This is a genomic window from Burkholderia multivorans ATCC BAA-247 (assembly GCF_000959525.1).
GTDB lineage: Bacteria > Pseudomonadota > Gammaproteobacteria > Burkholderiales > Burkholderiaceae > Burkholderia > Burkholderia multivorans.
Window position 1 is genome coordinate 3,055,579 of sequence record NZ_CP009832.1, and the last position, 23,390, is coordinate 3,078,968.

Annotated in this window: 20 protein-coding genes; 4 read left to right on the forward strand and 16 right to left on the reverse strand. The window is 67.0% G+C overall.

Annotated elements, in window-relative coordinates; translation table 11 throughout:
• Nucleotides 1-133: 133 nt before the first annotated feature.
• The 11 genes from aspS to NP80_RS26705 all read right to left on the reverse strand — a co-directional run bounded on the left by aspS (nucleotide 134) and on the right by NP80_RS26705 (nucleotide 12,955).
• Nucleotides 134-1,936 carry an aspartate--tRNA ligase gene (gene aspS / locus NP80_RS26655; protein ID WP_006398307.1) on the reverse strand — a complete coding sequence of 601 codons (1,803 nt, stop codon included), beginning with the start codon at nucleotides 1,934-1,936 and terminating at the stop codon, nucleotides 134-136.
• Nucleotides 1,937-2,003: 67 nt separating this feature from the next.
• On the reverse strand, nucleotides 2,004-2,654 hold the full coding sequence (locus NP80_RS26660) for a DUF502 domain-containing protein (RefSeq protein WP_006398306.1): 651 nt from the start codon (nucleotides 2,652-2,654) through the stop codon (nucleotides 2,004-2,006).
• A 61-nt stretch (nucleotides 2,655-2,715) separates the two neighbouring features.
• Entirely contained in the window at nucleotides 2,716-3,039 is a 324-nt protein-coding gene (locus NP80_RS26665; protein ID WP_006406567.1) for an FmdB family zinc ribbon protein, read from the reverse strand.
• Nucleotides 3,040-3,134: 95 nt separating this feature from the next.
• On the reverse strand, nucleotides 3,135-3,761 hold the full coding sequence (locus NP80_RS26670) for a methyltransferase domain-containing protein (RefSeq protein ID WP_006409725.1): 627 nt from the start codon (nucleotides 3,759-3,761) through the stop codon (nucleotides 3,135-3,137).
• A 17-nt stretch (nucleotides 3,762-3,778) separates the two neighbouring features.
• Nucleotides 3,779-5,362 (reverse strand): ubiquinone biosynthesis regulatory protein kinase UbiB, encoded by a 1,584-nt coding sequence (ubiB, locus tag NP80_RS26675; protein ID WP_006409723.1) that lies wholly within the window; start codon nucleotides 5,360-5,362, stop codon nucleotides 3,779-3,781.
• A gap of 12 nt (nucleotides 5,363-5,374) precedes the next feature.
• Nucleotides 5,375-6,001, reverse strand: a complete 627-nt coding sequence (locus tag NP80_RS26680) for a ubiquinone biosynthesis accessory factor UbiJ (RefSeq protein WP_006398302.1) — start codon at nucleotides 5,999-6,001, stop codon at nucleotides 5,375-5,377.
• Nucleotides 6,002-6,133: 132 nt separating this feature from the next.
• Nucleotides 6,134-7,156: a Tim44 domain-containing protein gene (locus tag NP80_RS26685; RefSeq protein WP_006406570.1), complete on the reverse strand. Its 1,023-nt coding sequence runs from the start codon at nucleotides 7,154-7,156 to the stop codon at nucleotides 6,134-6,136.
• A gap of 41 nt (nucleotides 7,157-7,197) precedes the next feature.
• Nucleotides 7,198-7,929, reverse strand: coding sequence for a bifunctional demethylmenaquinone methyltransferase/2-methoxy-6-polyprenyl-1,4-benzoquinol methylase UbiE (gene ubiE / locus NP80_RS26690; RefSeq protein WP_006398300.1), 732 nt, complete (start codon nucleotides 7,927-7,929; stop codon nucleotides 7,198-7,200).
• 52 nt (nucleotides 7,930-7,981) lie between these two features.
• Nucleotides 7,982-8,395: a gamma-butyrobetaine hydroxylase family protein gene (locus NP80_RS26695; protein ID WP_006406572.1), complete on the reverse strand. Its 414-nt coding sequence runs from the start codon at nucleotides 8,393-8,395 to the stop codon at nucleotides 7,982-7,984.
• Nucleotides 8,392-8,835 (reverse strand): HIT family protein, encoded by a 444-nt coding sequence (locus tag NP80_RS26700; protein WP_006406573.1) that lies wholly within the window; start codon nucleotides 8,833-8,835, stop codon nucleotides 8,392-8,394. The genes NP80_RS26695 and NP80_RS26700 overlap by 4 nt, the downstream gene beginning before the upstream one ends.
• An 85-nt stretch (nucleotides 8,836-8,920) precedes the next feature.
• Complete coding sequence (locus NP80_RS26705) at nucleotides 8,921-12,955, reverse strand: DUF3683 domain-containing protein (protein WP_006410500.1); 4,035 nt, start codon at nucleotides 12,953-12,955, stop codon at nucleotides 8,921-8,923.
• Between the two features lie 621 nt (nucleotides 12,956-13,576).
• Between NP80_RS26705 and ilvA the strand changes: the two genes are divergently transcribed.
• Both ilvA and queF read left to right on the forward strand, forming a co-directional pair.
• Entirely contained in the window at nucleotides 13,577-15,100 is a 1,524-nt protein-coding gene (gene ilvA, locus NP80_RS26710) for a threonine ammonia-lyase, biosynthetic (protein ID WP_006398295.1), read from the forward strand.
• Between the two features lie 10 nt (nucleotides 15,101-15,110).
• Nucleotides 15,111-15,935, forward strand: coding sequence for an NADPH-dependent 7-cyano-7-deazaguanine reductase QueF (gene queF / locus NP80_RS26715; protein WP_006398294.1), 825 nt, complete (start codon nucleotides 15,111-15,113; stop codon nucleotides 15,933-15,935).
• Nucleotides 15,936-16,031: 96 nt separating this feature from the next.
• On the opposite strand, the gene NP80_RS26720 is transcribed toward queF, so the two are convergent.
• From NP80_RS26720 to NP80_RS26730, 3 genes are read right to left on the reverse strand one after another with little or no spacing between them, the layout of a single operon-like run.
• Nucleotides 16,032-16,418 carry a RidA family protein gene (locus tag NP80_RS26720; protein WP_006398293.1) on the reverse strand — a complete coding sequence of 129 codons (387 nt, stop codon included), beginning with the start codon at nucleotides 16,416-16,418 and terminating at the stop codon, nucleotides 16,032-16,034.
• 51 nt (nucleotides 16,419-16,469) lie between these two features.
• On the reverse strand, nucleotides 16,470-17,951 hold the full coding sequence (locus tag NP80_RS26725) for an N-acyl-D-amino-acid deacylase family protein (RefSeq protein ID WP_006410504.1): 1,482 nt from the start codon (nucleotides 17,949-17,951) through the stop codon (nucleotides 16,470-16,472).
• A gap of 2 nt (nucleotides 17,952-17,953) precedes the next feature.
• On the reverse strand, nucleotides 17,954-18,895 hold the full coding sequence (locus NP80_RS26730) for a MurR/RpiR family transcriptional regulator (RefSeq protein WP_006410502.1): 942 nt from the start codon (nucleotides 18,893-18,895) through the stop codon (nucleotides 17,954-17,956).
• A gap of 119 nt (nucleotides 18,896-19,014) precedes the next feature.
• Between NP80_RS26730 and NP80_RS26735 the strand changes: the two genes are divergently transcribed.
• Nucleotides 19,015-20,295 (forward strand): amino acid deaminase, encoded by a 1,281-nt coding sequence (locus NP80_RS26735; RefSeq protein ID WP_035948015.1) that lies wholly within the window; start codon nucleotides 19,015-19,017, stop codon nucleotides 20,293-20,295.
• A 215-nt stretch (nucleotides 20,296-20,510) separates the two neighbouring features.
• A complete protein-coding gene (locus NP80_RS26740) occupies nucleotides 20,511-21,092 on the forward strand; it encodes a DJ-1/PfpI family protein (RefSeq protein ID WP_006411563.1) in 582 nt (193 codons plus the stop codon).
• Between the two features lie 124 nt (nucleotides 21,093-21,216).
• Here the strand turns inward: NP80_RS26740 and NP80_RS26745 are convergent, their stop codons facing one another.
• Together NP80_RS26745 and NP80_RS26750 are read right to left on the reverse strand one after the other, a co-directional pair.
• Nucleotides 21,217-21,663 carry a MarR family winged helix-turn-helix transcriptional regulator gene (locus tag NP80_RS26745; RefSeq protein WP_006406580.1) on the reverse strand — a complete coding sequence of 149 codons (447 nt, stop codon included), beginning with the start codon at nucleotides 21,661-21,663 and terminating at the stop codon, nucleotides 21,217-21,219.
• Between the two features lie 27 nt (nucleotides 21,664-21,690).
• On the reverse strand, nucleotides 21,691-23,286 hold the full coding sequence (locus NP80_RS26750; protein WP_006406581.1) for an MDR family MFS transporter: 1,596 nt from the start codon (nucleotides 23,284-23,286) through the stop codon (nucleotides 21,691-21,693).
• Between the last annotated feature and the right edge of the window lie 104 nt (nucleotides 23,287-23,390).

Here is a 23,390-nt window from a genome sequence, read left to right on the forward strand (position 1 = left end):
TCGGCCGAGCATCGTCGCCGAGCACGCAGCAGGTGCTGCGACTGTACCGCAAAAAACGAAAAAGGCGCACGATGGCGCCTTTTTCTTCAGAGAGCGTGCGCGTGGCCGCACACGCCGCGATGCAGCTCGCGCATTACGACGCCGGCTGCTCCGGCTGACGCAGACGGATATGCAGTTCGCGCAGCTGACGCTCGTCGACCGGGCTCGGCGCCTGCGTGAGCAGATCCTGCGCACGCTGCGTCTTCGGGAACGCGATCACGTCGCGGATCGAATCGGCGCCGGCCATCATCGTGACGATACGGTCGAGACCGAACGCGATCCCGCCGTGCGGCGGCGCGCCGTATTGCAGCGCGTCCAGCAGGAAGCCGAACTTCGCCTGCGCTTCTTCCGCGCCGATCTTCAGCGCGCGGAACACCTTGCTCTGCACGTCCTCGCGGTGGATACGCACCGAGCCGCCGCCGATTTCCCAGCCGTTCAGCACCATGTCGTATGCCTTCGCGAGGCAGCGCCCCGGATCGCTCTCGAGATACTCGAGGTGCTCGTCCTTCGGGCTCGTGAACGGGTGGTGCGCGGCCACGTAGCGTGCGTCTTCGTCGTCGTATTCGAACATCGGGAAGTCGACGACCCACAGCGGCTTCCAGCCCGCCTCGACGAGGCCGTTCGCCTTGCCGAACTCCGAATGACCGATCTTCAGGCGCAGCGCGCCGAGGCTGTCGTTGACGACCTTCGCGCGATCGGCCGCGAAGAAGATGATGTCGCCGTCTTCCGCGCCCGTGCGCTCGAGGATCGCGGCGATCGACGCGTCGTGCAGGTTCTTGACGATCGGGCTCTGCAGGCCGTCGCGCCCCTTCGCCTTCTCGTTGACCTTGATCCACGCGAGACCCTTCGCGCCGTAGATGCGCACGAATTCCGTGTAGCCGTCGATATCGCCGCGCGACAGCTCGGCGCCCTTCGGCACGCGCAGCGCCGCGACGCGGCCGTCCTTCGCGTTGGCCGGCGTGCTGAACACCTTGAAGTCGACGTCCTTCATCGCATCGGTCAGCTCGGTGAACTCGAGCTTCACGCGCAGGTCGGGCTTGTCGGAGCCGAAGCGCGCCATCGCTTCCGAGTACGGCATCACCGGGAATTTCGCATCGAGCTCGACGTCGATCGTCGTCTTGAAGATGTGACGGATCATGTCCTCGAACAGGTCGCGGATCTCCTGCTCGCCAAGGAACGACGTCTCGCAGTCGATCTGCGTGAATTCCGGCTGGCGATCGGCGCGCAGGTCTTCGTCACGGAAGCACTTCGTGATCTGGTAGTAGCGGTCGAAGTTCGCGACCATCAGCAGCTGCTTGAACAGCTGCGGCGACTGCGGCAGCGCGAAGAACTGGCCTGCGTTCACGCGCGACGGCACGAGGTAGTCGCGCGCGCCTTCCGGCGTGCTCTTCGTCAGCATCGGCGTCTCGATGTCGATGAAGCCCTGCTCGTCGAGGTACTTGCGCGCTTCGATCGCGACGCGGTAGCGCAGGCGCAGGTTGTGCTGCATCTGCGGGCGGCGCAGGTCGAGCACGCGGTGCGTGAGGCGCGTCGTTTCCGACAGGTTGTCGTCGTCGAGCTGGAACGGCGGCGTGATCGACGGGTTCAGCACGTTCAGCTCGTGGCAGAGCACCTCGATCTTGCCGCTCTTCAGGCCCGCGTTCACCGTGCCTTCCGGACGGTTGCGCACGAGGCCCTTCACCTGCACGCAGAATTCGTTGCGCACGCCTTCGGCGGTCGCGAACATCTCGGCGCGATCCGGGTCGCACACGACCTGCACCAGGCCTTCACGATCGCGCAGGTCGATGAAGATCACACCGCCGTGATCGCGGCGGCGCTGCACCCAGCCGCACAGCGACACGGTTTGGCCCAGCAGGTGTTCGGTCACGAGACCGCAGTATTCAGTACGCATCGACATGATGTTTGCTTTCGTTCGGTTTGATCAACGGGCGCCGCAACGCGCGGCCCGGGCGATGATTCTTGGCTTACAGCGGCGGCTCGACGGGACGGCGGGCGGGCACCGGAACCGGCGCCGGCGGCGCCACGACCCCCATCGAGACGATGTACTTGAGCGCGGCATCGACCGACATGTCGAGTTCGATGACTTCGCTCTTCGGCAGCATCAGGAAGAAGCCCGACGTCGGGTTCGGCGTCGTTGGCACGTACACGCTCACGTACTCTTCCGTCAGATGGTTGACCACGTCGCCGCCGGGCGTGCCGGTCAGAAACGCGATCGTATATGAGCCGCGGCGCGGGTATTCGATCAAGAGCGCCTTGCGGAATGCGTTGCCGCTGCTCGACAGCAGCGTGTCCGACACCTGCTTGACGCTCGTGTAGATCGGCCCGACCACCGGGATGTGCCGCACGACGGCGTTCCACCACGTGACGAGCTTCTGGCCGATGAAGTTCTGCGTCGCGAGCCCGACGACGAACACGAACGCGAGCGTCAGCACCGCGCCGATCCCCGGCAGGTGGAAGCCGAGCATGCGCTCGGGCTGCCACGATTCCGGCAGCAGCAGCAGCGTCTGGTCCATCGTGCCGATGATGAGGCCGAGCACCCACAGCGTAATCGCGAGCGGGACGAGAACCAGCAGGCCGGTCAGAAACACCGATTTCAGGGTCGTCTTTTTCATCATCTGCCGTCAATGAACCGCGCCGGCGGCGCGGAGTGAGCGCGGCCCGGCCGGGCCGCGGCGGTCAACTGCCGGCGGCGGGCGCCGCGGCCGGGGCGGCGGCGCTCGTCGTCGTGCTTTCGGCGGCCGGCGCGGCCGCAGCGGGTGCGGCCGGCGCCGCGTCGCCCGACGAAGCGGCCGTCGCCGGCGCGCTGGCGCCGCCCGAGCCGCCGCGAAAATCGGTGACATACCAGCCCGAGCCCTTCAGCTGGAAGCCCGCGGCGGTCACCTGCTTGCGGAAAGCATCCTTCCCGCATTCCGGACACTGCGACAGCGGCGCGTCGCTCATCTTCTGGAGCACGTCCTTCGCGAAACCGCACGCTTCGCATCGATAGGCGTAGATCGGCATGATATTTTTCCCGCAGAAACTGGAAACGGCTTGCAAAACCTTGAATTATAGCCGAAACCCCGGCGCGCTCCGGCAACCGCCACGACGCATGCGCGTCAGCGGCGGCGCCATGCGAGCCAGCGCTCGTGCCCTTCGAAGACCGGCAGCGAATCGCTCACCGGCGCGTCGTCGATCAGCTCGAAATGCACGCCGAGCAACGCGTCCAGTTCGCCGCGCGCGATGCCGAACGGCGGGCCCTTCCGCTTGTCGGCCACGAAAAAGTAGCCGGCGAGCAGTCCTTGCGCGGGCAGCAGCGCGGCCATCGTCGCCGCATAGTCGGCGCGACGCGCGGGCGGCAACGCGCACAGGAACGCGCGCTCGTAGATCCACTGGACGTCGAACGGCGGCCGGTACGCGAAGAAATCGGCCTGCTCGACGACGTCCGCATGTGCGCCAAGCTGCGCCTTCGCAGCGGCCACTGCCTGCGCGGAGAAATCGATCGCGCGCACCGGCCAGCCGGCCTGCGCGAGCCATTCGGCTTCGCGCGCGCTGCCGCAGCCCGGAATCAGCACCGCGCACGGCGGCCGCGCGCTTGCGAATGCGCGAAAGCCGGCCGGCACGCCGCCGAATTCCCACGGCGTCATCCCGCGCGCGAAACGCTCGTCCCAGAACGATGCGTCGCCCGGATCGCGCGTTTCGAACGAGGCGGCAGCCGGCGCGGCAGCGTGTTTCGGATCGGACATCGCGTCGCTCCTGCCGGTCACGCGCCGTACGCGAGCGCGAGCGCGAGCAGCACGCGGGCGACGAGCGCGCCGACGCCGACCGCCAGACCGAAGATCAGCAGCGCCTGCAGCAGCCGGTTGGTCCGCTTCTGCTCGATCAGGATCTGCCGCATCAGGTCTTCGCTGGCCGCGCGCGGCGCATCGTGCCGGGCCGCGAGCGCGTGGTGAATGAGGCGCGGCAGTTGCGGCATCGTCTTGCTCCACTGCGGCGCTTCGACCTTGAAGCGCTCGTACCAGCCGCGCAGACCGATCTGCTCGGTCATCCAGCGCTCCAGGTACGGCTTCGCCGTTTTCCACAGATCGAGCTCGGGGTCGAGCGAACGGCCGAGCCCTTCGACGTTCAGCATCGTCTTCTGCAGCAGCACGAGCTGCGGCTGGATTTCGACGTTGAAGCGGCGCGACGTCGAGAACAGCCGCATCAGCACCTGGCCGAGCGAAATGTCCTTCAGCGCACGGTCGAAATACGGCTCGCAGACAGCGCGGATCGCGCTTTCGAGTTCCTCGACGCGCGTTTCGGGCGGCACCCAGCCGGACTCGAGGTGCAGCGTCGCGACGCGGTGATAGTCGCGCTTGAAGAACGCGAGGAAGTTCTGCGCGAGATAGTTCTTGTCGAAGTCGGACAACGCGCCGACGATCCCGAAGTCGAGCGCGATATAGCGGCCGAACGTGTTCGGATCGAGGCTCACCTGAATGTTGCCGGGATGCATGTCCGCATGGAAGAAGCCGTCGCGGAACACCTGCGTGAAGAAAATCTCGACGCCTTCGCGCGCAAGCTTCTTGATGTCGACGCCCGCCGCGCGCAGCGTCTCGACCTGGCTGATCGGCACGCCCGACATGCGCTCCATCACGAGCACGTGCGACGTCGAGAAATCCCAGAACATTTCCGGCACGAGCAGCAGATCGAGGCCCGCGAAGTTGCGGCGCAGCTGGCTGCCGTTCGCGGCCTCGCGCATCAGGTCGAGCTCGTCGTGCAGATACTTGTCGAATTCGGCCACGACCTCGCGCGGCTTCAGCCGGCGTCCGTCGGCCCACATCCGCTCGGTCCACGTCGCAATGTCGCGCATCAGCGCGAGATCCGAATCGATCACCGGCAGCATGTTCGGACGCAGCACCTTGACCGCCACGGCCTTGCCGGCGTGCACGCCCTGCTTCAGTTTCGCGAAGTGCACCTGCGCGATCGACGCGCTCGCGACGGGCTCGCGCTCGAATTCGTCGAACAGCTCGTCGACCGGCGCGCCGAGCGACTTCTCGATGATCGCGATCGCGACCGACGAATCGAACGGCGGCACCTGATCCTGCAGTTTCGCGAGCTCGTTCGCGAAGTCGACCGACAGCAGATCGCGCCGCGTCGACAGCACCTGGCCGAACTTCACGAAAATCGGACCGAGGCTTTCGAGCGCATGACGCAGCCGCACGGCGGGCGGATCCGAATAGCGGCGGCCGATCGTCGTGATCCGCAGCAGCAGTTTCACGCGGCGGTCGTCGATCCGGGACAGCATGACCTCGTCGAGCCCGAAGCGGATGACGGTATAGACAATCTTGATGAAACGGAAAATGCGCATGCGCTGCGGCCCTCAGTGCGCGCCGCGCGGGCCGGAACCCGTGCGCGCGCCGATTTTTTGTTCGAGTCGCTCGACCCGCTTCTCCACACGTGCGAGCGCGTCGCGTGCGCGCGCCAGTTCGGCGTCGAATCCCCCGAGCGACGCGCGCCGGACGACTTGCGGGTTCTCGTCAAGCCAGTACTCGGCGATCGAGTCGAGCACGTTGCGGCCGGTACGGCGCGCGCGCGCGCCGGCGTCGCGCACGATCGTCGCGATCCGGTGCGCCGCGGCATCGCCGACCAGCTTTGCGAGATCTTCTTCCGGCTCCCAGCGCAGATGCTCGGCCAGTTTGGCGATCTGCGTCGCGAACTCCGCGTCGCCGTCGATCTTCACGTGCTTCATCACGGCCGCCTGGCCGCCCTGAAGGAACGCGGCGACCGTGTCGCCGGCCAGCGCGATCGATACGTCGACCTGTCGCGCATCGTGCTCGTCGACCGCCGACAGATAACCGTCCGGCTGCACGAGCAGCACAAGCGTGACGGGCGGCACGTCGAGACGGGCGGTCTTGCCCGCATAGGGAATCAGGCGATCGCGCGCCCACGATTCGCGTGCGAGCAGGTGATTGACGGCAGCAGCAAAAGGCTTGGCAGCAAAGGTCATCGGCTGGGAAAGAAAAAACCCGCGCAGGCCGGGCGCCCGCGCGGGTTCCTATTGTAACGTCGGATCGTCGGCAGACCGCGCCCGACCGCACGCCTCGGCGGCAAGCGGTCGCAGCGCGACCGCCGCCGGCGCTCAGTGCGCGTTCAGTTGCTGAATGCCCGCGAGCAACCAGCCCTGACCGCCCGACTTCGAGAGGTTCCACACCTCGTCGAACGGCTCGGCCGCGGCGTTCGCCGACTCGCGGATCAGCCCGTGGAAGCGCACGCTTGCCGACTGCTCGATACCGCGATCCTCGAGCGCGACCAGTTCGGCATCGAGCTGCACGACGTCGGTCTGGTTCGGCTCGTTGCCGCGCGAGTCGAGGTCGATCTTGATCTCGGCGAACATCTCGGGCGTCGTGAACTCGCGGATGTCGGCCAGGTTGCCCTGGTCCCACGCGGCCTGCAGCCGCACGAACGAGACCTTCGCGCTGCGCAGGAACGCATCGGTATCGAAGCCGGCCGGCACCTGGACCGGCGCGGCCGCCGCTGCGCCCGCGGCCGGCGCGCCGCCGTTGAACACGCGCTGCGCTTCGTTCGCATAGTTGCTGCCGCTACCCGAATACTGGCTCGTGCTGCCCGGCTGGAACGACGGGCTCTGCGCGTAGCCGCCCGACGACGACGGCGCGCTGCCGACCGAGTACGCCGGCTCCTGCGGACGACGGCGATTCATGAACTTGCGGACCAGCCAAATGCCGATCATCGCGAGCAGGGCGATCACGATGAGGTTCGACATCATCCCGGCGAACGCCTCGCCGAGGCCGAAGTGCGACAGCAGCGCCGCGATGCCGAGACCGGCCGCGAGGCCGGCGATCGGCCCGAGCCAGCGCGAGCGGTTCGGCTGCGCGGCCGGCGCCGGCGCCGCCGGGTTCGCGCGCTGCGCCTGCGCCGGTGCGGCCTGCTGCATCGGCTGCTGCGCGGGCGGCGTGGCCTGCCGCTGCGTGACGGTGGAGTTCTGGCGCCCGAAGCTGCGCCCGCCGCCCATGCGCTTCGCTTCCGCATCGAGCGATGCGAACGTGCCTGCCGTGAGCAGGCCGACCATCAGCAGCGTGCCGACCCGTCGAGCCCACGGCTTCGACGGCTTGCTACGGTTGAACAACGATCGCGATTCGGACATCAGCTTCTCCAGATGTAAGGCAAATGTATGGAAAGAACCCCTTAGTACTTGGTTCCGAGGTGTAAAGCTACCACGCCACCTGACAAATTGTAATATTTGACGGCATCGAGGCCCGCTTGTTCCATCATCGTCTTCAGCGTGTCCTGATCCGGGTGCATCCGGATAGATTCGGCAAGATACCTGTAACTGTCGGCATCTTTCGCGAACTTGTCGCCAAGCCACGGTAATACTTTGAAAGAATACAAATCGTACGCTTTTTTCAGCGGCTCCCACACTTTCGAGAATTCCAGCACCATCACGCGGCCGCCCGGCTTCGCGACGCGGCGCATCTCGGCCAGCGCGACGTCCTTGTGCGTCATGTTGCGCAGCCCGAACGCGACCGTGACGACGTCGAAGTAGTTGTCCGGAAAGGGAATTTTCTCCGCGTCGCAAAGCAGCGACGGCGTCACGATGCCCTTGTCGAGCAGCCGGTCGCGGCCGACGCGCAGCATCGATTCGTTGATGTCCGTGTGCCAGACTTCGCCCGTCGGGCCGGCCGCCTTCGCGAACGCCTTCGTCAGGTCGCCGGTGCCGGCCGCGATGTCGAGCACCTTGTAGCCGGGCCGCACGTTCGCCTGCGCGATCGTGAACGCCTTCCACGCGCGGTGCATGCCGGCCGACATCAGATCGTTCATCAGGTCGTAGTTGTTCGCGACCGAATGGAACACGCCCGCCACTTTCTTCGCTTTATCGGTTTCCTCGACGGTTTCGAAGCCGAAGTGGGTTTTGCTCATCGCGTTGATCCTCAGTAAATGGCAAGACGGCGCCGAACGGGCGCCGTCGATTTCAGTGGCAGTGGCCGTGCGGCGCGCTCGCCGCCGGCATCGGCGCATCGCGATCGATGCCCGCCGCCTTCAGTTTGTCGAAATAGTCGCGCCACAGCGCATCCTGCTGCGTCGCCAGTTCGTACAGCAGATCCCAGGAATAGATGCCGGTCGAATGGCCGTCGGAGAAGGTCGGCTGCAGCGCGTAGTTGCCCACGCCCTCCAGCGCGGTGATCGTCACCTCGCGCTTGCCCGTCTGCAGCGTCTCCTGGCCGGGCCCGTGGCCGCGCACCTCGGCCGACGGCGAATAGACGCGCATCAGCTCGAACGGGATCCGGTAGCTCTCTCCGTTCGGGTACTGCAATTCGAGCACACGCGACACCGCGTGTACGACGACGCCGGACGGAATCGGCGTCGTGGAAGTCAAACCGCTCATGGTTGCCTCGGATCGTTCGTTCGTTGGATTTCCTCGCGCACCGCATTGTGCAGCAGCGACGCCTGCGCCGCGCGCGTGCGCAGCAGCGCCTCGGACACGCTGCGCTGGCGCGGCGCCCAGACCGGCTGCGGATAGTGCGCGTCGTTCGAGAAGCGCGGGATCACGTGCCAGTGCACGTGCGGGACCATGTTGCCGAGGCTCGCGAGATTCACCTTGTTCGGCTGCATCACGCGGCGCACCGCGCGCTCGACCGCGTAGACCACGCGCATCAGATGTGCCCGCTCGTCGTCGCCGAGATCCGAGAACTCGGCGACGTGCGCGCCCCAGATCACCCGGCAGAAGCCCGGGTAGTCGTGCTCGCCCGTCGCGAGGACGACGCGCAGCCGCTCGTCCTGCCACAGCACTTCGCCGCCGTCTTCACGGCAAAACACGCATTCCATCGTCGCTCCCATGTGGGCGAACGCCGGCACGATCGTGCCGGCGCCCGCTCATCCCAAGCCCGGTCGGGCGGTCGTCATCCCCGCATTAGACCAGTACGCGCTCGATCCCGCCATTGTTCGCGCGTGCGACATAGTCGACCATCCAGTTCTCGCCGAGCACCTGGCGCGCGATCTCGACGACGATGTAATCGGCTTCGAGGTTTGCGTCCTCGCTGTAGCGCGACAGCCCCTGCAGGCAGGACGGGCAGCTCGTCAGGATCTTCACGTCCGGGCCGTTCGCCGGCGCGGCGACGGCGGCCGCCGCCGGTTCCGCCGCGCTCGCGACGACCGGAATGCTGCGCAGCTTCGCGGCGCCCTTGCGGATTTCCTCTTCCTTGCGGAAGCGGACCTGCGTCGACACGTCGGGGCGCGTAACCGCCAGCGTGCCCGACTCGCCGCAGCAGCGGTCGTTCTTCTCGATCTTGTAGCCGTCTTTCTCCGAGCCCATCAGCTCGTTGACGAGCTTCACCGGGTCCATCGTCTTGATCGGCGTGTGGCACGGATCGTGGTACATGTAGCGCGTGCCCGTCACGCCGTCGAGCTTCATGCCCTTCTCGAGCAGGAACTCGTGGATGTCGATGATGCGGCAGCCCGGGAAGATCTTGTCGAATTCATAGCCTGCGAGCTGGTCGTAGCAGGTGCCGCACGACACGACCACCGTCTTGATGTCGAGGTAGTTCAGCGTGTTCGCGACGCGGTGGAACAGCACGCGGTTGTCGGTGACGATCTTCTCGGCCTTGTCGTACTGACCCGCGCCGCGCTGCGGATAGCCGCAGCACAGGTAGCCCGGCGGCAGCACCGTCTGCACGCCGGCTTCCCACAGCATCGCCTGCGTCGCGAGACCGACCTGCGAGAACAGGCGCTCGGAGCCGCAGCCCGGGAAGTAGAACACCGCTTCCGAATCGACGGTCGTCGTCTTCGGGTTGCGGATGATCGGCACGATCTTGTTGTCTTCGATGTCGAGCAGTGCGCGCGCCGTCTTCTTCGGCAGGTTGCCCGGCATCTTCTTGTTGACGAAGTGGATCACCTGCTCGACCGCGGGCGGCTTGCCGGTCGTCGCGGGCGGATGCTGCGTCTGTTTCGTCACGACCTTCTTCAGCATGTCGTTCGCGAAGCGCTGCACCTTGTAGCCGACGCCCATCATCACGGTGCGCGCGGCGTTGATCGTCTGCGGATTCGTCGCGTTCAGGAAGAACATGCCCGCAGCTTGGCCCGGGTTGAACTTCTTCTTGCCCATCTTGCGCAGCAGATTGCGCATGTTCATCGTGACGTCGCCGAAGTCGATCTTCACCGGGCACGGCGTCGCGCACTTGTGGCAGACCGTGCAGTGATCGGCCACGTCGTTGAACTCGTCCCAGTGCTTGATCGACACTCCGCGGCGCGTCTGCTCTTCGTACAGGAACGCCTCGACGAGCAGCGAGGTCGCGAGGATCTTGTTGCGCGGGCTGTACAGCAGGTTCGCGCGCGGCACGTGCGTCGCGCACACCGGCTTGCACTTGCCGCAGCGCAGGCAGTCCTTCACCGAATCGGCGATCGCGCCGATGTCCGACTGCTGCATGATCAGCGACTCGTAGCCCATCAGCCCGAAGCTCGGCGTATAGGCGTTGCGCAGGTCGGCGCCGTCGAGCAGCTTGCCCTTGTTGAAGCGGCCGTTCGGATCGACGCGCTGCTTGTAGGCGCGGAATTCGGCGATCTCGTCGTCGGTCAGGAACTCGAGCTTCGTGATGCCGATGCCGTGCTCGCCGGAAATCACGCCGTCGAGCGAACGCGCGAGCGTCATGATGCGCGCGACCGCGGCGTGCGCGTCCTGCAGCATCTCGTAGTTGTCGGAGTTGACCGGGATGTTGGTGTGGACGTTGCCGTCGCCCGCGTGCATGTGCAGCGCGACGAACACGCGGCCGCGCAGCACGCGCTTGTGGATCGCCTGCGCTTCGTCGAGGATCGGCTTGAATGCGCCGCCGTTGAAGATCGCGCGCAGCTCCGCGCGGATCTCCTGCTTCCACGAGATGCGCACCGTACGATCCTGCGTGACGTGGAACAGCGTCGCGCCCGGCTGTTCGTCCGCGCGATCCGCGAATTTCTCCGCGAGCGCTTCGTAGCCGAGCTGCACGAGATAGTGCTGCGCCTCGCGCAGCGGCTGGTCGAGCCGGTCGCGCACGAACTCCCAGCGCGCGCGCACGCGCCTGAGCAGCTCGAGCGCCTGCTGCACGCGGTCTTCCAGCAGCTCCGCGCTCGGGATCTCGTTCGCGTCGTCGGTCTTGCCGAGCGGCAAATTGCCGCCGCGGAAGAACGCTTCGAGCGCGTCGACGAGCTGCAGCTTGTTCTTCAGCGACAGCTCGATGTTGATCCGCTCGATGCCGTCGGTGTACTCGCCCATCCGGTTCAGCGGGATCACGACGTCTTCGTTGATCTTGAACGCGTTCGTGTGCTTCGCGATCGCGGCCGTGCGGCTGCGGTCGAGCCAGAAGCGCTTGCGCGCCTCCGCGCTGACCGCGACGAAGCCCTCGCCGCTCTTGCCGTTCGCCATCCGGATCACTTCGGACGTCGCGTGCGCGACTGCATCGGCATCGTCGCCGACGATGTCGCCGATCAGCACCATCTTCGGGAACGCGTTGCGCTTGCTCTTGGTCGCATAGCCGACCGCGCGCAGATAACGTTCGTCGAGGTGTTCGAGGCCGGCGAGGATCGCGCCGCCCTGCTTCGACGTTTCGAACAGGTAGTCCTTGATCTCGACGATGCTCGGGATCGCCTCGCGCGCCTGGCCGAAGAACTCGAGGCAGACGGTACGCGTATGCGCGGGCATCTTGTGCAGGACCCAGCGCGCGGACGTGATGAGCCCGTCGCAGCCTTCCTTCTGCACCCCCGGCAGACCCGCGAGGAACTTGTCCGTCACGTCCTTGCCGAGCCCCTCCTTGCGGAAGCGGCGGCCTTCGATCTCGAGCATCTCGGTGCGCAGCAGCTTCTCGCCCGGCGCGTACGCGCCGTCGAACCACTTCAGCTCGAAGCGCGCGACCGCGATGTCGTGGATCTTGCCCTGGTTGTGCTCGAGACGCGTGACTTCGAGCCAGTTGCCGTCCGGGTCGACCATCCGCCACCACGCGAGGTTGTCGAGCGCGGTGCCCCACAGCACGGCCTTCTTGCCGCCCGCGTTCATCGCGACGTTGCCGCCGATGCACGATGCGTCGAGCGAGGTCGGATCGACCGCGAACACATAGCCGGCCGCCTCGGCTGCCTCGGTCACGCGGCGCGTGACGACGCCCGCGCCGGAGAAGATCGTCGGCACCTTGTGCGGCACGCCCGGCAGCTCGGTGAGCTCGACCGCGCCGAGCTGCTCGAGCTTCTCGGTGTTGATCACCGCGGAAAACGGCGTGAGCGGCACCGCGCCGCCCGTATAGCCCGTGCCGCCGCCGCGCGGAATCACGGTCAGGCCGAGCTCAAAGCAGGCCTTCACGAGACCGGCGATTTCGGCTTCGGTGTCGGGCGTCAGCACGACGAACGGATATTCGACGCGCCAGTCGGTCGCGTCGGTCACGTGCGATACGCGCGAAAGCCCGTCGAAGCGGATGTTGTCCTTCTGCGTGCAGCGGCCGAGCGTCTTGGTCGCGCGGCGGCGCAGGTCGGCCATCTTGTCGAATTCGTCTGCAAATTCGTCGACGGCGCGCTGCGCGGCGGCTTCGAGCATCTCGACGCGCGCCGCGCGTTCGCGGCCCGCTTCGTCGTGATGCTCCGTCAGATCGGCGCGGCGGCGTTTGCCGATTTCGGTCAGACGGTGGTTCAGCGCCTCGATCAGCAGCGCGCGGCGCTTCGGATTGTCGAGCAGGTCGTCCTGCAGGTACGGGTTGCGGCGCACGACCCAGATGTCGCCGAGCACTTCGTAGAGCATGCGCGCCGAGCGGCCGGTGCGGCGTTCCGCGCGCAGCTCGTCGAGCACCGCCCACGCCTCTTCGCCGAGCAGGCGGATCACGATCTCGCGATCCGAGAACGACGTGTAGTTATAGGGAATCTCGCGCAGACGGGGCGCGGGGTCGGCGGCGACGGCGGCGGCCGCGCCATGCGGATCGAAAACTTGTGGTGCGTTCATGTTCGGACGACTCGGAGGGCCGATACACCGTGCACGGGCGTCGGCAAGCGCGTGGGCGCAATCTTGGGGAAATCTGTTCTATTGCCAGGCGCGCGACGATCTCGCTGCGGGCCGGAACGGGTCGGGACTCGCCGCCCCGGGCCGGCACCCTGCGTCGGACCGGTGCCCGCGCAGATGCGCAGTGCCGGATCGACCGGGCCTGGCGGCACTCGGAGCCATCAGCACGATCGCGCGCGGCGCGCATGCCGTTCCGCCGCGGGGCTAGCTGCGCGCGGCGTCGGCTTCAACGGGGCGATCCGAGGGTGCCTCTGCATCTTCCGATCCTTGATTCAAAACGGAATTCTAACCCATGATCGCTCGACGCGTGGCACGCCGGACAGCGCGTGGGGATATCGCGGCAACCCGCGCCGGACGTGGCTCGCCGCGATTTCGCACGCCCATTCGCCGCCCGGCCGGTCGGTAACCGCCCGGTTAAATCGGTAAAAACGACGGTCGGGCCGAAAAACCGCGCGGCCCACCCGCGCCGATCGGGCACGCCCGGCGCCGCGTTTGCGTGCAGGCGAACCCTTGGCGCTATCATTGACCCTTTACCGTCCGCTTCCGCACCGCACGCGAGCATCCATGGCCTCCCACGATTACCTGAAGAAAATCCTGACCGCGCGCGTCTACGACGTCGCGTTCGAGACCGAACTCGAACCGGCCCGCAACCTGTCCGCGCGACTGCGCAACCCCGTGTACCTGAAGCGCGAGGACAACCAGCCGGTGTTCTCGTTCAAGCTGCGCGGCGCATACAACAAGATGGCGCACATTCCCGCCGATGCGCTCGCGCGCGGCGTGATTACCGCATCGGCCGGCAATCACGCGCAGGGCGTCGCATTCTCGGCGGCCCGGATGGGCGTGAAGGCCGTGATCGTCGTGCCCGTCACGACGCCGCAGGTGAAGGTCGACGCGGTGCGTGCGCACGGCGGCCCGGGCGTCGAAGTGATCCAGGCCGGCGAATCGTACAGCGATGCGTACGCGCACGCGCTCAAGGTGCAGGAAGAACGCGGCCTCACGTTCGTGCACCCGTTCGACGATCCGTACGTGATCGCCGGTCAGGGCACGATCGCGATGGAGATCCTGCGCCAGCACCAGGGTCCGATCCACGCGATCTTCGTGCCGATCGGCGGCGGCGGGCTCGCGGCGGGCGTCGCCGCGTACGTGAAGGCCGTGCGTCCGGAGATCAAGGTGATCGGCGTGCAGGCCGAGGATTCGTGCGCGATGGCGCAGTCGCTGCAGGCCGGCAAGCGCGTCGAGCTCGCCGAGGTCGGCCTGTTCGCGGACGGCACCGCGGTGAAGCTCGTCGGCGAGGAAACTTTCCGGCTCTGCAAGGAATATCTCGACGGCGTCGTGACGGTCGATACCGACGCGCTCTGTGCGGCGATCAAGGACGTGTTCCAGGACACGCGCAGCGTGCTCGAGCCGTCGGGCGCGCTCGCGGTGGCCGGCGCGAAGCTCTATGCGGAACGCGAAGGCATCGAGAACCAGACGCTCGTCGCGGTCACGTCGGGCGCGAACATGAACTTCGACCGGATGCGCTTCGTCGCCGAACGCGCGGAGGTCGGCGAGGCGCGCGAGGCCGTGTTCGCCGTCACGATTCCCGAGGAGCGCGGCAGCTTCAAGCGCTTCTGCTCGCTCGTCGGCGACCGCAACGTGACCGAGTTCAACTACCGGATCGCCGATGCGCAGTCCGCGCACATCTTCGTCGGCGTGCAGATCCGTCGCCGCGGCGAATCGGCCGACATTGCCGCGAACTTCGAGTCGCACGGCTTCAAGACGGCCGACCTCACGCACGACGAACTGTCGAAGGAGCATATCCGCTACATGGTCGGCGGCCGCTCGCCGCTCGCGCTCGACGAGCGCCTGTTCCGCTTCGAATTCCCCGAACGGCCGGGCGCGCTGATGAAGTTCCTGTCGTCGATGGCGCCGGACTGGAACATCAGCCTGTTCCACTACCGCAACCAGGGCGCGGACTACAGCTCGATCCTCGTCGGGCTGCAGGTGCCGCAGGCCGATCATGCCGAGTTCGAACGCTTCCTCGCGGCGCTCGGCTATCCGTATGTCGAAGAGAGCGCCAATCCGGCGTATCGCCTCTTCCTGTCGTAAAGGCACTGCCATGAATCCCGAACATTCCCCGCTCGGCAAAGCGACCGTCTACGCATCGCAGTACGACGCGTCGCTGCTGTTTCCGATCCCGCGTGCGGGCGCGCGCGAGCAGATCGGCATTACGTCCGCGCTGCCGTTCTTCGGCACCGACATCTGGAACGCATACGAACTGTCGTGGCTGAACGCGCGCGGCAAGCCGCAGGTCGCGGTCGCGACGTTCTACGTGCCGGCCGAATCGCCGAACATCGTCGAGTCGAAATCGTTCAAGCTCTATCTCGGCTCGTTCGCGCAGTCGAAGTTCGACTCTGTGGACGCGGTGCGCGACGTGCTCAAGCGCGACGTGTCGGCCGCGTGCGGCGCGAGCGTGTCGGTGCAGCTCGTGTCGCCGCACGACTTCGGCAAGCTCGAGATGGACGAGCTCGACGGCTTGTCGCTCGACCGGCTCGATCTCGATGCCGACGTGTACGAACCCGATCCGTCGCTGCTGTCGGCGGCGGAAGACGAGGCGCCGGTCGAAGAGACGCTCGTGTCGGATCTGCTGAAGTCGAACTGCCCGGTCACCGGCCAGCCGGACTGGGGCAGCGTACAGATTCACTACGTCGGGCCGCAGATCGACCACGCGGGGCTGCTGCGCTACATCATCTCGTTTCGAAATCACACGGGCTTTCACGAGCAGTGCGTCGAGCGGATCTTTCTCGACATCCTGCATCGCTGCAAGCCGGTGAAGCTGGCCGTGTATGCGCGGTATACGCGCCGCGGCGGGCTCGACATCAATCCGTTCCGGACCAACTACAACCAGCCGATGCCGGACAACGCGCGCACGGCGCGGCAGTAAGGGCCGGTGAAGGGCCAAACGAAACAGCCCGGTCGAATCGACCGGGCTGTTTTCATTTCACCGCGACAAATTTCACTGCGACAACCGCCCGCCGCCTTACTTCGCCGGCGCCTTGTACGCGATGCAGTCGACCTCGACCTTGCAATCGATGACCATGCTCGACTGCACGCACGCGCGTGCCGGCGGATGCTCGCCGAAGTACGAGATGAATACCTTGTTGAACGACGCGAAATCGCGCGCGTCGTCGAGCCACACGCCGCAGCGCACGACGTGCTCGAGGCCGTAGCCGGCTTCCTTCAGGATCGCGATCATGTTCTCGATCGCCTGCTTCGACTGCGTGACGATCCCGCCTTCGACGACTTCGCCGTTCACCATCGGCGTCTGGCCCGACACGTACAGCCAGCCGTCGGCCTCGACCGCGCGCGCGAACGGCATCACCTGACCGCCCGTCCCCTTCGCCTCGCCTACGCCATATCGCTTCATCGTTTCACTCCTATTTCAGTTCCGTTTCGGTTGCAAATGCGCGCGCCGCGCTCAGAACGCGGCATCCGCGCTCGCCTGCGCGCGTTCTCCGCGCGCGACGAAGCCGCCCGCGCGTTCGCCGGTCGGCCGGCCGTTTTCATAGGTCAGCACGCCATTCACCCAGACCGCGTCGATCCCGTGCGCGGGCTGTTGCGGCTTGTCGAACGTCGCGGCGTCGATCACGCGCGCCGGATCGAACAGCACAAGATCCGCGTGGTAGCCGACGTGCACCTCGCCGCGGCGCGCAAGCCCGAAGCGGCGCGCGGACAGCGACGTCATCTTGCGGATCGCCTCCTCGAGCGGCAGCAGGTTCGTGTCGCGCACGTAATGGCCGAGCACGCGCGGGAACGCGCCCCACAGCCGCGGATGCGGCAGCGGATCGTTCGGCAGCCCGTCCGAGCCGACCATCGTCGCCGGATGCGAGAGGATCCGGCGCACGTCGTCTTCGGACATGTTGTGGTACACGGCGCCCGCCGGGCGGATCCGCTGCGCGGCCTCCTGCTCGGTGACGCCCCAATCGGCAGCAATCGCCTTCAGCAGCTTGCCCGCGACTTCCGGATGCGGCTCCGACCACGTGATCGTGATGTCGATGTCGCCCGTCACCTGCTTCAGGTCGAGCGTCGACGAGCTGCGGCTGTACGGATAGCAGTCGCAGCCGACCGGCTGATAGCGGCGCGCGCCTTCGAGCGACGCGAGCACTTCGGTGCTGCGCCCCCAGTTCGACGGGCCCGCGCATTTCAGATGCGAGATCACGACCGGCACGCGTGCATGGCGGCCGACCTGGTAGGCCTCGTCCATCGCGTCGAGGATCGCGTCGAACTCGGTGCGCATGTGCGTCGTGTACAGCGCGCCTGCATTCGCGAGCGGCTCGGCGAGCGCCATCACTTCCTCGGTCGGCGCGGCGAACGCGGAGCCGTACGCGAGGCCCGACGACAATCCGAGCGCGCCGTTCGCGAGCGCTTCCTCGAGCTGCGTGCGCATCGCGGCAATCTCGGTGTCGGTCGCCGCGCGATCGAGGCGGTCCATCTGGTTGTTGCGCAGCGCCGTATGCCCGATCAGCGCCGCGACGTTCACCGCCGGCCGTGCATCGTTGACGGCCGCGACATAGTCGGCGAAGGTCGGATAGCGAAACGCGTCGCGATCGCCGAGCAGGTTCATCGGATCGGGCGGCTCGCCCGCGAGCGTCACCGGCGACGCGCTGATCCCGCAGTTGCCGACGATCACGGTCGTCACGCCCTGCGAAATCTTCGGCAGCATCTCCGGCGCGCGGATCACGTGCGTGTCGTCGTGCGTGTGAACGTCGACGAAGCCCGGCGCGAGCGCACGGCCGTTCGCATCGACGACGGTTTCCGCGAGCCAGTTCGACAGGTTGCCGATCGCCGCGATCATGCCGTTGCGGATCGCGACGTCGCGCGTGACGGGCGGCGCGCCGGTCCCGTCGTACAGTTGCGCGCCGACGATCAGCGTATCGGCGGCTTCGGGATGCGAATGCATGGTCAGTCTCCTACCGGTTGACGGTCGCCGCCGCCGCGATGCGCGTCGAGCGCATGCTTGATACGGCGCAGCGATTCCCGGCCCGCATCGCCGAGCCGCAGCGCGACCCCCGTCACGAGCACGTCGATCGCCATCATCATCGCGTAGCGCGACGTCGACGGCTTGTAAATGAAATCGGTCTCGAAGGCGACGACCGGAATCAGGTGGTCGGCCAGCTTCGCGAGCGGCGACGCGGGCGCGGTGATCGCAATCAGCGTCGCGCCGTAGCGTTTCGCGAGCCGGCAGCTCTCGAGCAGCTCGGGCACGCGGCCGCTCACCGACAGCGCGACGACGACCGCGTCGCGCGACAACGTGGCCGACACCATCCGCTGCAGCAGGCTGTCCTGATACGTCGCGACCGGCCGCCCGAAACGCACGAGCCGAAAGCGCAGCTCGTCGGCCAGCGCGGTCGAGCCGCCGCCCTGCCCGTAGACGTAGATCATCTTCGCGCCGACGAGCCGGTCGGCCGCGGCGTCGAACGACGCGTTGCGCAGCAACTGGTGGTTGTGCGCGAGCGCGACGCGGATCTCGTCGTAGACGACCGTCGCCGGGTTCGCGTCTTCTTCGGCTGGCACCTGCTCGGCAGGTACGAGAAAGCGCCGGCCGACGGCTGCCGCCTGCGCGACGAGCAGCTTCAGTTCGCGCACGTCGCGACAGCCGACCGCCTTCGCGAAGCGCGTGACCGTCGCGACGCTCACGCCGGTGTCGCGCGCAAGCGCGCCGATGCTCGCATGCGCGGCGCGCGCGAGATCGGCGAGGATGAATTCGGCGACCTTGCGCTCGGCATCGCGCAGCTCGGGCGCGCATTCGGCAATGCGCGCGACGATGTCGAGGACGGGCTGCGCGACCGACGCCGATTCCGGCGTGGCCGCGCGCGACGCGGAACGGACAGCGCGCGTATTCATCTGCGGAAACGGGGATAAGGGTTCATGTTACTAAATAACATCACCGCGCCGATGCTACTTTCTGTACCATCTGACTGTCAACTTCAGTGCAATGCATAGTGATGATGGAGCCGGATGACATGAAAGTTACAAACTATCAGGAACCGACGATCGATCCTTTCGGCAAGGGCCTCGGCAACCTGCCGGGCGCGAGCGTGCCGCTCGACGAGGCCGGCCGCCTCGAATGGAATCTGCTTGCGGAAGACATCAGCCTGCCGGCCGCGGTGCTGTACGAGGAGCGCATCGAGCACAACCTGAACTGGATGCAGGCGTTTGTCCAGCAGTATGGCGTGCAGTTCGCGCCGCACGGCAAGACGACGATGGCGCCGCAACTGTTCCGTCGCCAGCTCGCCGCCGGCGCATGGGGCATCACGCTCGCGACCGCGCACCAGACGCAGGCCGCCTATCACGGCGGCGTGCGCCGCGTGCTGCTCGCCAACCAGCTGGTCGGCCGCCAGAACATGACGATCATCGCGGCGCTGTTGTCCGACCCCGACTTCGAATTCTTCTGCTGCGTCGATTCGGCCGACAACGTCGATCAGCTCGGCCGCTTCTTCGGCGCCGCGAACAAGTCGCTGAACGTGCTGCTCGAGCTCGGCGTGCCGGGCGGCCGCACCGGCGTACGCGATGCCGCGCAGCGCAAGGCCGTGCTCGACGCGCTCGCGCGCTATCCCGATACGTTGAAGCTCGCCGGCATCGAACTGTACGAAGGCGTGCTGAAGGAGGAAGGCGAGATCCGCGCGTTCCTGCAGGGCGCGGTCGCGCTGACGCGCGAGCTCGCGGCCGCCGGCCGCTTCGCGCGCACGCCGGCGATCCTGTCCGGCGCGGGCTCGGCGTGGTACGACGTGGTCGCCGAGGAATTCGCGAAGGCCTCCGACGCAGGCTTCGCGGAAGTCGTGCTGCGGCCCGGCTGCTACCTCACGCACGACGTCGGCATCTACAAGAAGGCGCAGACGGACGTGTTCGCGCGCAACCCGATCGCGCGCAAGATGGGCGAAGGGCTGCTTCCCGCGCTGCAGCTGTGGGCATACGTGCAGTCGGTGCCGGAGCCCGACCGCGCGATCGTCGCGCTCGGCAAGCGCGACGCCGCGTTCGACGCGGGGCTGCCCGAGCCGGCGCGCCACTTCCGCCCTGGCCGCGACAGCGCACCGCGCGACGTCGCCGCGAGCGAAGGCTGGGCCGTCACGGGCATGATGGATCAGCACGCCTACCTGCAGATTCCGCCCGGCGCGGACGTGAAGGTCGGCGACATGGTCGCGTTCGACATCTCGCACCCGTGTCTGACCTTCGACAAGTGGCGCCAGTTGCTCGTCCTCGATCCGCAATTCCGCGTGACGGGCGTGATCGAAACGTTCTTCTGACGCATCGCGCGACGCGCCCCGCCGCGATGCGGGGCGTACCGACGCCCGGCGTACGGCCCTCGACGCATCGACTCCCGGCGTAGCGACGCCCGGCGTACCGACGCGCGCCCCCTTGTCACGCGCGCGTCGAGCTGCCGGAGTACACTGCGCTTTCGCCCTCGCGGCCGCTTGCGGCCGCTTGAGCGCGCCTCGACGTTTCTTCAATGGAGAAAGCCATGGCAGCGAAGAAGATCCTGTTCCTGACCGGCGATTTCGCCGAAGACTACGAAACGATGGTGCCGTTCCAGGCGCTGCAGGCGGTCGGCCATCACGTCGACGCCGTATGCCCGGGCAAGCGCGCCGGCGACAAGGTCAAGACCGCGATCCACGATTTCGAGGGCGACCAGACCTACACCGAGAAGCCCGGCCATCAGTTCACGCTGAATGCGACGTTCGACGACGTCGACGCGTCGCGCTACGACGCGCTCGCGATCGCGGGCGGCCGCGCGCCGGAATACCTGCGCCTCGATCCGAACGTGATTGCGCTCGTGCGCGCCTTCGCCGAAGCCGGCAAGCCGATCGCCGCGATCTGTCACGCCGCGCAGCTGCTGGCGGCCGCCGACGTGATTCGCGGCAAGCGCATCTCGGCCTATCCGGCCTGCGCGCCCGAGGTCAAGCTCGCCGGCGGCGAATATGCGGACATTCCGGTCGATGCGGCGGTCACCGACGCGCCGTTCGTCACCGCACCCGCATGGCGGGCGCATCCGGCCTGGCTGTCGCAGTTCCTTGCGCTGCTCGGCACGCGCATCGAGCTGTAAGCGGTCGCGCAAACCGATAGATCCGAGGAAATAAAGCGCCGCCGGCGGCGGCGCGCGACGGGTTGCCGGCGTGGCGTGCGGGCCCGTCGACCGTAGCGGCAGCGTCGCCGCCGCACGCGCGCGTTCAGCGCTCCACGACCGTCGAGCCGACGTCCGCGATCTTCGACTCGAGCATGGCCAGCGCACCCGACAGCGCATTGAGCACGTCGTCCGGCACCTGCGCCATCGTCCGCTCGAGAAACGCCTTGCGGCGCGGCAGGCACGCGTCGAATGCCGCGCGGCCGGCCTCGGTCAGCGTCACGTTCGTCACGCGGTTGTCGCGCGCGTCGGCTTCGCGCTCGATCCAGCCGAGCGCATCGAGCGACTTCAGCTGACGCGTCAGCGCGCCCGGATCGATGCGCAGCACTTCGACGAGCCGCTTCTGCGACGAATGGCCGCCCATCGTATGCAGCGCGACCATGATCCGCCAGCGCGGCATCGGCTGCCCGACGTGCGTTTCGAATGCGGTCATGAACGCGCGATACGTGCGTCCGAATTGCTGCAAGATCGCGACGCGGTCCTGTTCTTCCATGCGCTGAATTCGTTTCCGGTCAATCGGTCAATCGGCCGCGACATGCGGCTCGATCTTGCGCCGCAACGCGATGGGCGGCACGCGGCGGCACTGCCACACCGAATATACGGCGACGACGGCCGCCATCGCGACGCCCAGATGAATCGCACCGACGAGCGATTCGCGAGCGGCTTCCAGCAGCAGCGCGCCATTATGCCCGGCGCGCGTCAGTTCCGCGACCAGCCCGCCCTGCGCGGCGCGATCGATCAGGATCTGCGGATCGGCGAGCCGCGCATGCCACTGCAGCGCGTGATCGGCGGCGAGCGCATCGTGCACGCCGCTCGAATACATCTGGTTGACGAGCGTGCCTGTCAGCGCCGTACCGATCATCCCGCCGACCATGCGCAGCGACTGCAGCAGCGCGGTCGCGATCCCGAGATGCTGGCGGCCGGCCGTCTGCTGCGCGAATACAGTGAGGTTCGGCAGCACGAAACCGAGGCCGATGCCGCCGGCCACCATCAGCGCCATCAGCACCCACGTCGGCGTGGTGTGCGTCGAGACGACGATGCCCGCGCACGCGATCGCGAACAGCACGAAGCCGACGTGCAGCATCGCGTTCGGCTGGCGGATGCGCGTGACGACGCGCCCGTTCATGATGCTGCCGATCGTGATGAACACGACGAGCGGCGTGATCACGAGCCCCGCCTCCTTCGGCGACATCCCGAATCCGCCCTGGAACAGCAGCGGCGCATAGAACAGCAGCGAGAACATCGCGAAGCCCGCGAGGATGGCGAGCACGAACAGCGCCGACAACGCACGGTTCGCGAACATGTCGAACGGCAAAATCGGCTGCGCGCAGCGCTTTTCCCAATGCCACAGGCCTACACCGGCCGCGACCGCGACGACGAGCAGCAGCGTCGCCCAGCTCGCGATTCCGTATTTCGGCAGCCATTCGACGAACAGCTGCAGCGCGCCGAGCGACGCCGCGATCAGCAGTGCGCCGGGCCAGTCGAGCCGCATCTTGCTCTCGTGCTCGACCTGGCGCAGATGCGGCAGGTAGCGCCACACGAAGACCAGCGACAGCAGACCGACCGGCAGATTCACGTAGAAGACCGAGCGCCAGCCGAAGGTCTGCGTCAGCACGCCGCCGAGCGACGGCCCGACCGCGTTCGCGATCCCGAATGCGGAGCTCATCAGCACCTGCCAGCGCAGCCGCACGACGGAATCGGGAAACAAGTCCGGAATGCACGCGAACGCGGTGCCGACCAGCATCCCGCCGCCGATGCCCTGCAGCCCGCGCGCGAGCACGAGGTAGAGCATGTCGTTGGCCATGCCGCACAGCACGGAGGCGCCGGTGAACACGACGATCGACGCGATGACGAACGGCTTGCGGCCGTAGTAGTCGCCGAGGCGGCCGAAGATCGGCACGGTGATCACGGAACTGAGCAGATACGAGGTGGCGACCCACGCATAGAGGTCGAACCCTCTGAGTTCGGCGACGATGGTCGGCAGCGCGGTACCGACGACCGTCTGGTCGAGTGCGACCAGCATCGTGACGAACGAGATTCCGATCATCGCCAGCAGCGACTCGCGAAACGGCAGGACTTGCCCGCTCGAATGGTGGGCGGCAGTATGGACGGCCATTTTTTGTTGGCGCAACGTTTGACGGGTCAAACAATCTCGAAATTGTAGCACGCAGGAGTACCCTAGGCCGACGACGGTCGCCTTTCCGCCGGCCGCCAAGGAGA

Excerpts from the sequence above, each read along its gene's own strand:
- ubiB (WP_006409723.1), bottom strand. The coding sequence starts at position 5,362 with ATGCGCATTTTCCGTTTCATCAAGATTGTCTATACCGTCATCCGCTTC.
- aspS (WP_006398307.1), bottom strand. The coding sequence starts at position 1,936 with ATGTCGATGCGTACTGAATACTGCGGTCTCGTGACCGAACACCTGCTG.
- NP80_RS26700 (WP_006406573.1), bottom strand. The coding sequence starts at position 8,835 with ATGGAATGCGTGTTTTGCCGTGAAGACGGCGGCGAAGTGCTGTGGCAG.
- NP80_RS26745 (WP_006406580.1), bottom strand. The coding sequence starts at position 21,663 with ATGGAAGAACAGGACCGCGTCGCGATCTTGCAGCAATTCGGACGCACG.
- NP80_RS26670 (WP_006409725.1), bottom strand. The coding sequence starts at position 3,761 with ATGTCCGATCCGAAACACGCTGCCGCGCCGGCTGCCGCCTCGTTCGAA.
- NP80_RS26740 (WP_006411563.1), top strand. The coding sequence starts at position 20,511 with ATGGCAGCGAAGAAGATCCTGTTCCTGACCGGCGATTTCGCCGAAGAC.
- NP80_RS26665 (WP_006406567.1), bottom strand. The coding sequence starts at position 3,039 with ATGCCGATCTACGCCTATCGATGCGAAGCGTGCGGTTTCGCGAAGGAC.
- NP80_RS26680 (WP_006398302.1), bottom strand. The coding sequence starts at position 6,001 with ATGACCTTTGCTGCCAAGCCTTTTGCTGCTGCCGTCAATCACCTGCTC.
- NP80_RS26705 (WP_006410500.1), bottom strand. The coding sequence starts at position 12,955 with ATGAACGCACCACAAGTTTTCGATCCGCATGGCGCGGCCGCCGCCGTC.
- NP80_RS26720 (WP_006398293.1), bottom strand. The coding sequence starts at position 16,418 with ATGAAGCGATATGGCGTAGGCGAGGCGAAGGGGACGGGCGGTCAGGTG.
- ilvA (WP_006398295.1), top strand. The coding sequence starts at position 13,577 with ATGGCCTCCCACGATTACCTGAAGAAAATCCTGACCGCGCGCGTCTAC.
- queF (WP_006398294.1), top strand. The coding sequence starts at position 15,111 with ATGAATCCCGAACATTCCCCGCTCGGCAAAGCGACCGTCTACGCATCG.
- NP80_RS26750 (WP_006406581.1), bottom strand. The coding sequence starts at position 23,286 with ATGGCCGTCCATACTGCCGCCCACCATTCGAGCGGGCAAGTCCTGCCG.
- NP80_RS26660 (WP_006398306.1), bottom strand. The coding sequence starts at position 2,654 with ATGATGAAAAAGACGACCCTGAAATCGGTGTTTCTGACCGGCCTGCTG.
- NP80_RS26735 (WP_035948015.1), top strand. The coding sequence starts at position 19,015 with ATGAAAGTTACAAACTATCAGGAACCGACGATCGATCCTTTCGGCAAG.
- NP80_RS26725 (WP_006410504.1), bottom strand. The coding sequence starts at position 17,951 with ATGCATTCGCATCCCGAAGCCGCCGATACGCTGATCGTCGGCGCGCAA.
- NP80_RS26685 (WP_006406570.1), bottom strand. The coding sequence starts at position 7,156 with ATGTCCGAATCGCGATCGTTGTTCAACCGTAGCAAGCCGTCGAAGCCG.
- ubiE (WP_006398300.1), bottom strand. The coding sequence starts at position 7,929 with ATGAGCAAAACCCACTTCGGCTTCGAAACCGTCGAGGAAACCGATAAA.
- NP80_RS26695 (WP_006406572.1), bottom strand. The coding sequence starts at position 8,395 with ATGAGCGGTTTGACTTCCACGACGCCGATTCCGTCCGGCGTCGTCGTA.
- NP80_RS26730 (WP_006410502.1), bottom strand. The coding sequence starts at position 18,895 with ATGAATACGCGCGCTGTCCGTTCCGCGTCGCGCGCGGCCACGCCGGAA.